Raw genomic sequence first — 11,385 nt, forward strand, 5'->3', positions numbered from 1 at the left:
GCCCCACAGACCCGCAGTTGCAGTCTAGGGAAAAAAGTTTTCCCGCACAGGCGGTGATAGATCAATTTGAAAGTGCAAAGACTGATTGTTAGCTTGACTAAAACGTTGTAGTGTAGCTTTCTCTACTGGCTTGACCTCGGTCGAGGGTCTAGCCACTTGCATATTAATTTCTTGACGACGTTTTTTGGCGTAAGCTGGACTGCTCAGTTCTTGTACAGGAACTTTGACAAAATCAGGATCGCCTAAATATTCTGAGCGATCAGCGTAAGCAATCTTCATTGCTTCTACCATTAAATGGATAGCGTCAGGATGATGCCATCCCAAAGATTTTAAATCAGTGTCACCAATAATATTTAAAATCTGCAATAAATGAACACCTCCCGATGAAGGTGGCGGCATTGAGCAAATTTTAGCTTTACGAAAGTTTCCACAAACGGGAGTCCGCCAGATTGGTTTGTAGGCTTTCAGGTCTTCTAGAGTAATTAAACCACCATTTTTTACCATATCAGAAGCGATCGCACGAGCAATACTTCCGGTGTAAAAACTTTGAGGATTTTGGGCAATTGCTGTTAAAGTGTGTGCCAAATCACGCTGCACCAACTTGTCCCCTAGTTTGTAAAATTCGCCGTTGCGAGTGAAAATTTCCCGCGCTGCTGGATTGTTGAGAATTACTTCCTTGCGGGACTCGTTTGTTTGCAGAGAACGCCAAGTTTCCACATCACCAAGAATAAAGCCATCTTTAGCGAGTGCGATTGCAGGTTTCACCACCTCTTCCCAAGAAAGCTTACCATAGCGACGATGCACTTCATAAAGTCCCGCCACCGTTCCTGGTGTCGCCACTGCTAAATAACCATTAATACTTGCATTCGGGCGCACCTTTCCTTTTGCGTCTAGATACATATTTCTTGTCGCTTTCAGGGGTGCGCGTTCTCGGAAATCTAGGGCTTTGATATCGCCAGTTTTCTCAGAGTGCATCAGCAAAAATCCGCCGCCGCCAATTCCCGCCGAAAAAGGCTCAACTACAGAAATTGCAAAGGTTGTAGCTACGGCTGCATCAACTGCATTACCACCTTTGCGTAACATGGAAATTCCCGCCTCACTTGCTTGGGGATGCGCTGAAACCACCATTCCCTTTTTGCTGCGTAGGGGTAAAGTTAAGGTAGCTGAGGCGACTTGGCTGTAAAGTAAGACGGTGAAAGAAAAGATGGTGATGGCAGCCCGTTTTGATTTAGCAACAGTAAGCATTTTTATACCATTTTGTTTGATATTTCTTAGCTTACCGTTAAAGTGCGTATTTGATACACATAAGTAGTCCTAAATAATTTATAATTATCTTTTTACTCGCAGCTTTCACATCCTTAGCAGTTCATTGAATTCATGAATCTTGTAATCGCCTATTCTCCATGTAAATAATGCGATGTCTGGCGAAAAGCCGCTTTGCGTCTACAGCAATATCTCAAATGCGAGCTAATATGGATACCGTAATTACACCAGAAAGAATCGAGTTACCACCAGGCGCGGTGTTGAAGCTTTTGGGAAATTGGAAAGACTATCAAATATTGAGTCAGCAACTAGGCGATCGCTCCTCGCCTCGCATTAAATATCGAAGAGGAGAAATTTTACTGATGGCGCCGCTACCAGAGCATGGAAGAGATGCAAGCTTGCTGGCATTGATAGTAATAGCTCTACTTGACCACTTAAATCGCATGTACGAGTCATTTACGCCCATCACCATGAGCTTGCCAGAAATTAGTGGTATTGAACCAGACTTTTGCTTTTACATTGAAAATTGCAGAGCAGTAGTAGGCAAAAAAAGAATTAATTGGGAGTCAGATCCACCACCAGATTTAGCAATTGAAATAGATGTGACAAGCTACACCGACATTAATGATTTCTTGCCTTATCGAGTACCAGAAGTCTGGATATTAAAGAGTAATCGGCTATTAATTTATAGATTGCAGAAAGAAAGTTATGTGCTTACAGAAAGCAGCTACTTTCCTAACGTCAGAGAAATTGTGCAGCAATGTCTCAAAATGGCCAACGAGCAAACAACAAGTGAAGTCATTAAGTGGTTAAAGAACTTTTTGCGTGAACAACAGGGGAGCATCCCAAATGTGTAAGTTATATCAAACCCAGGTTATAAATCGTTCATTGAATTGATAAATCCTGCGATCGCCTATCTTCGATGTAAATAATGCGAGCTAATTATGAATACCGTAATTACACCAGAAAGAATCGAGTTACCACCTGGCGCGGTGTTGAAGCTTTTGGGATTTAATGACAGTCTCAGAGAGTCCTAACTTTGAAATAAAAGTGTCGAGCAAATAGTCATTGAGTGCGCGTCGCTTGACACAAGACAATTGAAAAGACAAAGGGTTTTTGACCCAACTGCTGTCGATGAGCATCGAGCTTGGCAATATTGAGGGCAGTGAAGCTAGCATTAAAATGAAAATCAAGCTTTTTGACATCACGAGCTTGACAATCACTCAGTCCGGTAAACTGTTTAGCATCACCGAAGATAAATTCGATTTGAAAGCGTAGCTTGTAGAAAGAGTATTGATGGTTCAAGAGTGGTTAAGCAAGCGCTGCACCAAGTAGACCACCACTTATAGCACCAGGAACTGCACCAACGCCACCAGCAGCAGCACCAGCAATACCTCCAGTAATAGCTCCACCGACTGCACCCCCAGCAGCTCCAGTAGCTGCACCTTTAAATGTTTCCTTTGCTAAATCACCTCCGCTTTTACCATCTATAAGTCCACCAACGACACCACCAACAGCACCAGTAACACCACCAAGACCGCCTCCGATAATTTTTTCTTCCTGTTGATTGTCTAAATCAACAAATAAGTCTAAATTGTCTAAGTCCAACACTACAATCTTTGCCATTGTTTTTTCTCCTTGAATTTGTTTGAAACTTGTATTTTGCCTAATTCCTATCAGCGCTTTTTCCAAACGCTATAGTCAATATACTTTTCTTTGCCTGATATTTGCTTCTTACTTAGGCTAGAATACGCGGTTTGAAAAATTATTTCTTAGGTGCAGTGAATAGCTATTCCAAAGGTTAATAACTTTATAGGACAATACGGTTCAGTTAAGGCTAAAACTATGTTAAAAAGTCAATTTTTTTAACGAACCGCCAAGACGCCAAGGACGCAGAGAGAAGCAGGACTCGAATCCCAAAGATGGGAGAAGGGGAACTAGAATTATCGTAAGTTCAAGGGTTTAAGACCCCAACCATTATATGTAGCAGCAGTTACCCTGCGGGAAGCAAGCTACAGTCGGGGTTTAAATCCCCGTCTGAAATGTCTAAAATGTTTGAATTTTGAATGCGTGAATTTTGAATTGTTAAGTCTCCCCTCTCCCATCTTTGGGAGAGGGGCTGGGGGTGAGGGAAAAGATTTAAGCTTGCATTGGGATGCTCACTTTGACACTGGGTTCCAAGTGCCGTGGAAGCTGTGGGGGATGACGCTGGGTAATCCTAGTTTGCAAACGGGTTCGGCATCCAGGCGATCGCTATCAAATATCCAAACTTCGCTAGTATGAGAATTACCATCGTAGACAACGGTTAGTACCCAACTTTGTGCAGGGTTTTGGGTGTCTTGGGCGGGGATGGGTTCTGAAGGATAACGGTTTTCTCCTAAGTCTGCTTCGGTGAGGGTTTCGGTTTTGTTGTCGAAGCGGGCGATCGCATTTACTACTTCTTGGCTAATATCTGTTCCTGAGCGGGATTTTGACATATATGTGTACCGGGAAGCTTGCCCTACGTTTTGCTGTGGTACATTCGGAAATTCACAATGTTCGTTTAATAGTTGCTGAATTGACGTAACTTTGCCAGTTTGAGGATGCAGATGAACTCGCCCTAGTGTACTTTTAGCTGGGGTGTGAGTCTCTCCTGTAGCTACTTCCTTGAGATATTGGTTAGTTTGAAAATCTTCATAACGGGCGATATCCACAATCACTGAGCCACTAGCATCTACATAACCGTTAGCAAAATGCCATTGATACCAAGGTTCGGTTTCTTTCCGACTTACCACAGATAGGGTTTCTCGGTCAATAACTAAAATCTGAGTTCCTAATCTAGGTTGCCACTCTAGCGAATCACTATAGTTGTTTGTCCCTATTAGCAAGGGTAAGACATTCAACCGCACTGGCGGAATGAAAAATACAATGTACTGTCCTGCTAAAACAAAATCATGCACCAATGGTATACCATCTAGCTGGTATGCGGCTTGTTGGATAATCCGCCCAGTCGAATCGCTTTTGTAAATATTAAGCGTCGCATTTAGTCCTGGGCTGATGCCAAAGTTAAAAATCTCCCCTGTTTGCTCGTCACGCTTATAATGTGCGGAATAGTTTAATCCTTGAGTTAACCCCCCTAAATCATCTTCGCCCCAAGTTTCTAAAGTTTGTAAATCGAGGGCGTGGGGTTTACCACCTTCCCACAGCGCCAAAAGTTTATCTGGAAGTGCTAGTACTGAAGTGTTGGCAGCATTCTTGATTGGCTTTTGCCATTGATTCCAAATTGGCCCTGGTGCAGTCATGCCATAATTGCCGTAGAGTAGTTTACCTGCTGCGGCTTCTTCTTGATAGCCAGAGGTTTGCACGTAGCGATAAACCCCGGTTGCAACTGCATCGGTAAAATTTACAGCCAGAATTGCCCCATCTCCATCAAACCAGTGTCCCATGCGAATGCCACCGCGTTCTAGCCGTGCGGGGCCATTGCGGTAAAGTGTGCCACGCAAGCCATCTGGAATTTTGCCAGAAAGAATTGGCAGTTGGGTAGAGGGAAATTCTGTAGCTGGTTTGGCGATCGCACCTGCCCAAGGTTTTTTTATTGACTTTTTCTCAATGGTATGCATAAGAACACCTTCAACGTTAGCTACAGCTTTAATTTTTCTAATGATAGTTTTTGGTGTAATAACAATAGCTTGAGGGTTTGTTAGGACAACTTCAACGTTTCTAACTACAGCTTGAATGTTTGTCAAAACAACTTTAACGTTTGTAACTACAGCTGGAGCATTCATAAGAACAGTTTAAGTTGCACTCACTACAGCTTCTATTTTACTTATAACAACTGGAGTTGTAGTCACTACAGCTTGAGCATTCATAAAAACAGTTTAAGTTGTAGCCACTACAGCTTCTATTTTACTTATAATAACTGGAGTTGTAGTCACTACAGCTTGAGCATTCATCACAACAGTTCAAGTTGTAGTCACTACAGCTTGAGCATTCATCAGAACAGCTTAAGCGTTCGTCATATACTAAACAGAGAAAGGTTAGCAATACGGGAGTTCTAGCTAATTCTTTAGGGGTGCATCCCAGTTTTTATTTTTTACAGCAGTTTTCATGTATTTGAACCACATCTGTTGTAGGGGTAAAGCGCATTGCTCATACGTGTCAACTTAACGTAAAAGCCATGTCCCGCAAGGAACTGAAGTTCCTTGCTAATAGCGAAAGTCATCTAAAGATGACTAAATAATCTGAAAAATCTTTAGTCTACTTCAGTAGACTTTAGCTATAAGAGAGGAACTTTAGTTCCAGGGGGGTGAGTCAAGCCGAAAGTTTTGCTATTTCAAGGCTTTTGTTGACACCAATGGGCATTGCCATGCCCCTACGAGAAATCTATATGTATCAAGGTTTTCGTGAATTGGTATTAATCCTTGGAAATCAAATTGATTTGCAGGCGATCGCCTGTGGTGTCCAAGTGGGGCCTTCGCAATATGGGCCATATTGCGTCCAAATGAGTTTATCCAAGCACATTCGCCGCGCATCCATGTTCGCTGCCCAAGCATGGTAGACAATGTACTCAGTTTGACCATCGGGGCCTACAACGATTGAGTTATGTCCAGGCCCTTTGACACGATCAAGAAGCGATCGCAACACCCGTGGCCCCGTTTCGTTACCGAAATCAGAGTAAGGCCCCATCACACTATCCGCAACTCCATAATCTACACCGTAGTCCTCAGTTTCCCAACGCCCACCACTATAAAAGCAATAATATCGACCTCCATGTTTACGGACACAGGGGCCTTCTAAGGTATGCCAATCAAAATGTTTACCATACATCAATCGGTTGGCTAAAAATCGTTGCCAATCGGAACGCGCCCGTAAGACGACTTTCCCGACACCGCAGAGTTTCGTCATATTTTGGAGCCGATCTACAAAGAGGGCAGTGCCAGCACGCACGCCACCTTCTGTGTCTAAAAAATCACGAGCATAAAATAAATACCACTGTCCATCATCATCGCAGAATGGGTGGGGGTCGATGGCGAAGGAGCAAGACTCTGGGTCTACAAGTGGCTCACCAACATCTTTATAGGGACCCAAGGGAGTATCGCTGGTGGCAACACGCAACTGATGATTCTTGTCCTCGTGTCCTATAGAGTAGTAGAGGTAGAACTTGCCGTTGCAATAAGCAATTTCCGGGGCCCAAAAATTATCGCCAAGGGAAAGGTCTGGCCGCAACAGGGCGTTACCAACAAAATCCCAATTGATGAAATCAAAGGAGCGTAATAGAGGAAATACACGCAGTTTATTGGTAGAATCCGCTATTTCGTCTACCATTCCTTCTGCTTCGGCTGCACCAGTGCCGATCGCATAGTATACACCCTCAAATTCCCAAACAAAAGGATCGGCAAAATAGCCTTTGTAAACTGGATTGGTATAAGTTAACATCTCGGTGATAGCTTCAACTGTTAACTCAATTTTTGAGGAAGTGCGATCGCAAAAACAACTATCTTTATGCTGGTTCGGCTTTTCTTAATTATTTTGCGATCGTAAATAGACCATACTGTAGGGGCACAGCAATGCTGTGCCCTTACGAAATATGTGGTTTTTACACTAATTCATATTTTGCATTTTTTGTCAATCAGGACTTACGCACAAGTAAGGGAAAACTAACCACAGAAGACGCAGAAGATAAAAAAGCTAGCCAAGAGAAACCAGCATGACCAACCCACAGCGACTAGACCATGTAGAAGATGAACTCGAAACTGTTAAGCAATTGCTAGTATCTACTGCTAGCTACGCAGAATCAGCAGGTAGGCGGCTTGATGAGTTGACGATAAAACAAGACCGTACCCAATCTCACCTTGATCAGATAGGGGTGCGTCTTGACCAGTTGACGATAAAACAAGACCGTACCCAATCTCACCTCGATCAACTAGGGGCACGTATTGACCAGGTAGGGGCAAAAGTTGACCAAGTTTCTGATAGGGTTGATAGTTTTATTACTCACACGCAACGCCTATTTACAAAGGCAGGCAGTGAGATCGAGGAAACAAAAGCACGAACTGAGCGATTAGAAGCACTCATGCTAAAGCTTGACCGAAGCTTTGAGGAACAAAAATCTCAGTTTCAGGAGTTTCAACTTACTACGGGTGCTGCCTTGGAGCGAATTGACCGAGTTTTAGACTATCTACTGAGACAGCAAGGCGGTAATCAAAATCCCCCATCCTAGCCGCGATCGCTTTTAGAGAGGGAACAGCAAGCGAAATTTGCGATGCCTGCGGCGGGCTACGCCTACGCCTTCTGATTTTGTTGAAACAGGAAAATGTTTGCCCTGAGACTTCTGTCCAAAGCAGAAGAAAAGAAATGTAGTCTATTCAATTAAGAACCGCTATGTTATATGCTTGAATAAATCGCGTTAACTCTATAAAAATAGATATTTTAAGTAACTTTGACAACAGAAATAAAAGACTTTGCAATAAATAAATACGCTTTAGCACTACACACTACCACTCCTGAATTAGGTCTAGCAATTAGTAATTTTGCTGGTGAAACTCGCTCTCAAGTTTGGAATTTGGAGCGTGATTTATCTAGCTTAGTGCATCAATATTTAATTGAATTTATAAAACCGCAAACTTGGGCAGATTTTTCCTTTATCGCAGTTGCAAAAGGCCCTGGCGGCTTTACAGGAACTCGAATTGGCGTTGTCACTGCTCGCACTTTAGGGCAACAGTTAGATATTCCTGTATTTGCGATTTCAACTTTGGCTGCGGTAGCTTGGTCAGAAGCAGGCAAAAGTCAAAATCCAAAAACTATTGCTGTGGAAATGCCAGCACAACGAGGTCAAATTTTTGCTGCTATTTATCAGTTTGAGCCAGATGTTTCTAAATTAAAAGTGTGTTTATCAGATAGAGTGTTCACACCAGAAGCATGGCAGGAAACTTTAGCGAATTGGAACACTAATTATCAGTTAATTCAAGCTCAATCTGGGTTAGCAGCGACGGTGACAAGTATTTTGGAATTAGCTAATCTCGATTGGCAAGAGGGCAAGTGTCCTAATTGGTCAGAGGCTTTGCCATATTATGGGCAGCATCCAGTACAGGATAGGTGAAACGTGAGTGTTAAATAGCAAATGCTACAAACAGCGATGGCTGCGCCAACGCCAAGGGCGAACGCATTCTCAGAAATTCGCTTACAGGAACTTGTATAGGACTCCTATTTGATTTTTGAAATAACTCGCCCTCAACTCGAAAAGGCTGATTCCCTACTCCCTACTCCCTACTCCCTGCCTACACAAAGAAGTTCAGAAATCAAATCGGATTGCTATAGTAAGAACTTGTTATCTTTAACACCACAGCTTGATTTTTGCTCAAATTTATGCAATCTCCCTTACCATCATCTGTATTCATACTTGTATTAGGACTTGCCATAACTCAAACCTTTGGATGCACAACTCATAAAGATAATTCAGCGATCGCTCAAACTTCACCAAAGCCATCACCCCAAGAAATCGTGCAACCAGGAGAAGTTCGAGCTTTACCAGGCAAGTTGAATACAATACCCGTTTTTAACAGCAATAGCCCAGAATGGATTAAAACTGAGGGTATTTTACTTTCTACCTTTCCTACAAACGGTAAAAAAGTTCCAGCAGCGCACCTCAATTTTCCTTTGGAGGGACGCTTTGACTTATTCGCCCACCACTACAGCCACACTCCTAAGGATTTACAAACGCTATACCTGGGTGTAATTCTGTATAACCCTGGTAAAAAATCTGTAACAGTGGATGTATTGCAAGCGGCAAGTTATTTGATGCAGGATGCGCCCTTTGTCACCTTATCCCCCTACGTAGAAAATAACGATGGTAAGGCTTACTCAGGGCCAGGCGATCGCGCTGTTGGTGATGTACTCCGAGGTGTTCGACAAGCTGATTTTCTGGCAAAGCTGATAATTCCGCCAGGAAAAAGTCAGATGTTACTAAATCATCCCATTCCTGTACGCAATCTAGAAAAGCCCGTGAATGGTCGCTCTAGCTTTATGCGGTTGCGGAGTAGCGATCGAGTTTATGTGGCAAGTTTAGCGATGTTTGCCAAGAAAAATTCTGATAATACAGAACGCCAACCCACTCTCGCAGAATGGCAAGCTTTACTAAATACGGGGAACTTCGCCGGGCCGCGAGATAAAACCCCAACTCCTCTAAATGCTACCAGTGGCGCACTGATTTATGGGCGTGTAGCTGGTGTGTCTAGTGGTTCCCAATGGCAAGCAAAGTTGGTGGATAATCCCCAAAGCCCAAATCTGACTATTCCCCAGCGTGGTAAAGCTATTTCTTATGCTTTAGACACATTGCTGGGTGGTCGATTGGGTACTCAACAAATCCAAACGGCCAAAATGCTGGTACGTTATCCAGATACGGCTTATGAAGCACATGGGAATTATGGGGTGGAATATAAACTCACCTTACCCTTAAGCAACAATACTAACCAAAACCAGACTGTGACTGTTACTTTAGAAACACCTTTGAAGGAAGATAAATTATCCCAAGGTGGTCTGCGTTTCCGTAAACCATCCCTAGATTTTCCTTTCTTCCGTGGTACAGTGCGGCTACGCTACTTTGATGACCAAGGTGAACAAAAGACGCGCTACATACATCTATGGCACAGAACTGGTCAGGTGTTAAAACCGTTGGTGCAGCTTGTACTTCCACCTTCGACTAAGGGGATAGTACAGGTAGATGTGATTTATCCACCAGATTCGACACCACCGCAAGTGCTGAGTGTAAGAACTTTAGAAAAGTGAGAGAATTTTTCTTGGGTTTTAAGCCAATACGCTTGGGTTAAGCATTTTTCCTGGGGTTTTAAGCGATCGCATCACACTCCATAAATCCAAAATCAAAATAGCCACAGCCAAACTGGGAGAGTAACCAGCAATATCATAGCCCCAGCAGCTAAGGCAGTAACTGCCAGATCGCGATCAAGATTGAATGTCTCAGCAATTACCAGTGTGGCAAAAGCTGGAGGCATGGCCATTTGTAAGACAATTACCTTTGCTGTGGAACCAGTTATTCCAAACAGTGGTAAGATACTACCTAATATCAAGGGAACTAGCAGCATTTTGATTCCCAAGCTCATCCCTACTTGTGGTAGGCTATGCCAAGATTTGAGCAGCGCCAGTCGCATTCCAATTAACACCAGGGATAAAGCTACACCACTCCAAGCAAATTTATCTAACCAGAATTCCGCAACTGGGGGAATCGTCACCTCCCGAAACAGCAAGCCAAATCCGAAACCCCACAGCGCAGGATTAATTAAGATAGCCCTAGCAGTATGCCAATGATTCTGGATACCACCGCCAAAACGGGCTGCTATTAAAACACCCAAGCCATAAGTTCCTGGGAATGAACCTAACAAATCGTAGAATAACGCCCAAGCAAAGTATTCCTTGCCTACCATTGCTAAGGTAATCGGAAACCCAAGATAACCTGTATTACCCAACATTGCTGCTAATATCAAGCTAGCCTGAGTTGGTGGTTGGGGAACAGTATTTTTAAAATAGGCTTGTGCTTTAATCGCTAACCAAGCTAAAAATGCTCCTAGTAAAATGGCGAGGTAAGCGAAGGCAGGTGCAATCCAAATTTGCCCTGACAAGCTAGATTGACGCAAAAACGATACTATGCTAATGGGTACTCCCACCCAAAAAAGAAACTGTCCCAAACGTGTAGGAACTGTTACAGGAAGTTTGCGTCCCAGAATAAAACCTACCAGGACTAATCCACCCAGCTTGACGTATAGTTCTAAAAGGTTTGTCAAGATTGCGCCTAAGAACCACAGATGTAAAATGCTACCTGTTACGTTTACTTTTGTCCAGTGCAAAATCTTTTATGGTTATCCCACAAAAACAGGAGTTTCCCTTGAATAAGGCTGGGTTTTCTGGAAAACCGCAAAACTCATCGAATGACTTTGGTGATGATATTCCAGTGGCTGTACGCGATACCCCTGATGCAACACCTAAAATTTGGTTCCAACGCCGAATTGTGCTTATTGGGGGAGTAACGGGATTTGTCTTGCTGGGTTTAATTAGCTGTTTTTTGTTTTTCGTCACTGCACCCAAAAAAACCGTTAATTCTCAACCCTCCCTCATTAGTTCTGCACCCACACC

The 11,385-nt window shown here is 43.2% G+C and carries 9 protein-coding genes and 2 pseudogenes; 5 read left to right on the plus strand and 6 right to left on the minus strand.

Going from position 1 to position 11,385, the window contains the following annotated elements:
- Positions 1–90: 90 nt before the first annotated feature.
- Positions 91–1,245: pseudogene (ggt, locus tag LC574_RS08090) on the minus strand (gamma-glutamyltransferase); the annotation flags it as partial.
- Positions 1,246–1,472: 227 nt separating this feature from the next.
- On the opposite strand from ggt, the gene LC574_RS08095 reads away from it, so the two are divergent.
- Positions 1,473–2,120 (plus strand): Uma2 family endonuclease, encoded by a 648-nt coding sequence (locus LC574_RS08095; RefSeq protein ID WP_229452701.1) that lies wholly within the window; start codon positions 1,473–1,475, stop codon positions 2,118–2,120.
- Positions 2,121–2,328: 208 nt separating this feature from the next.
- Here the strand turns inward: LC574_RS08095 and LC574_RS08100 are convergent, their stop codons facing one another.
- From LC574_RS08100 to LC574_RS08115, 4 genes are all read right to left on the minus strand, one after another.
- The gene (locus LC574_RS08100; protein ID WP_229452703.1) at positions 2,329–2,568 is read right to left on the minus strand and encodes a transposase; all 240 of its coding nucleotides are present in this window, start codon (positions 2,566–2,568) and stop codon (positions 2,329–2,331) included.
- Positions 2,569–2,574: 6 nt separating this feature from the next.
- Positions 2,575–2,889 carry a hypothetical protein gene (locus LC574_RS08105; protein WP_229452705.1) on the minus strand — a complete coding sequence of 105 codons (315 nt, stop codon included), beginning with the start codon at positions 2,887–2,889 and terminating at the stop codon, positions 2,575–2,577.
- A 533-nt stretch (positions 2,890–3,422) separates the two neighbouring features.
- The gene (locus tag LC574_RS08110) at positions 3,423–4,862 is read right to left on the minus strand and encodes a carotenoid oxygenase family protein (protein ID WP_229452712.1); all 1,440 of its coding nucleotides are present in this window, start codon (positions 4,860–4,862) and stop codon (positions 3,423–3,425) included.
- An 808-nt stretch (positions 4,863–5,670) separates the two neighbouring features.
- On the minus strand, positions 5,671–6,678 hold the full coding sequence (locus tag LC574_RS08115) for a glycoside hydrolase family 43 protein (protein ID WP_229452706.1): 1,008 nt from the start codon (positions 6,676–6,678) through the stop codon (positions 5,671–5,673).
- A gap of 271 nt (positions 6,679–6,949) precedes the next feature.
- On the opposite strand from LC574_RS08115, the gene LC574_RS08120 reads away from it, so the two are divergent.
- From LC574_RS08120 to LC574_RS08130, 3 genes are all read left to right on the plus strand, one after another.
- On the plus strand, positions 6,950–7,462 hold the full coding sequence (locus LC574_RS08120; protein WP_229452707.1) for a 6-aminohexanoate hydrolase: 513 nt from the start codon (positions 6,950–6,952) through the stop codon (positions 7,460–7,462).
- Positions 7,463–7,681: 219 nt separating this feature from the next.
- Positions 7,682–8,341, plus strand: coding sequence for a tRNA (adenosine(37)-N6)-threonylcarbamoyltransferase complex dimerization subunit type 1 TsaB (gene tsaB, locus LC574_RS08125; RefSeq protein WP_229452708.1), 660 nt, complete (start codon positions 7,682–7,684; stop codon positions 8,339–8,341).
- 266 nt (positions 8,342–8,607) lie between these two features.
- Positions 8,608–10,026, plus strand: coding sequence for a DUF3370 domain-containing protein (locus tag LC574_RS08130; RefSeq protein ID WP_229452710.1), 1,419 nt, complete (start codon positions 8,608–8,610; stop codon positions 10,024–10,026).
- Between the two features lie 92 nt (positions 10,027–10,118).
- On the opposite strand, the gene LC574_RS08135 is transcribed toward LC574_RS08130, so the two are convergent.
- Positions 10,119–11,036 (minus strand): AEC family transporter, encoded by a 918-nt coding sequence (locus LC574_RS08135; RefSeq protein WP_229452714.1) that lies wholly within the window; start codon positions 11,034–11,036, stop codon positions 10,119–10,121.
- Positions 11,037–11,137: 101 nt separating this feature from the next.
- On the opposite strand from LC574_RS08135, the pseudogene LC574_RS08140 reads away from it, so the two are divergent.
- A pseudogene (locus LC574_RS08140) lies at positions 11,138–11,385 on the plus strand (D-alanyl-D-alanine carboxypeptidase); the annotation flags it as partial.

The organism is Nostoc sp. CHAB 5715, from assembly GCF_020829685.1.
Lineage (GTDB): Bacteria > Cyanobacteriota > Cyanobacteriia > Cyanobacteriales > Nostocaceae > Nostoc.

Coding starts and splice junctions, on each gene's coding strand:
- LC574_RS08115 (WP_229452706.1), bottom strand. CDS start 6,678: ATGTTAACTTATACCAATCCAGTTTACAAAGGCTATTTTGCCGATCCT.
- LC574_RS08120 (WP_229452707.1), top strand. CDS start 6,950: ATGACCAACCCACAGCGACTAGACCATGTAGAAGATGAACTCGAAACT.
- LC574_RS08130 (WP_229452710.1), top strand. CDS start 8,608: ATGCAATCTCCCTTACCATCATCTGTATTCATACTTGTATTAGGACTT.
- LC574_RS08095 (WP_229452701.1), top strand. CDS start 1,473: ATGGATACCGTAATTACACCAGAAAGAATCGAGTTACCACCAGGCGCG.
- LC574_RS08110 (WP_229452712.1), bottom strand. CDS start 4,862: ATGCATACCATTGAGAAAAAGTCAATAAAAAAACCTTGGGCAGGTGCG.
- LC574_RS08105 (WP_229452705.1), bottom strand. CDS start 2,889: ATGGCAAAGATTGTAGTGTTGGACTTAGACAATTTAGACTTATTTGTT.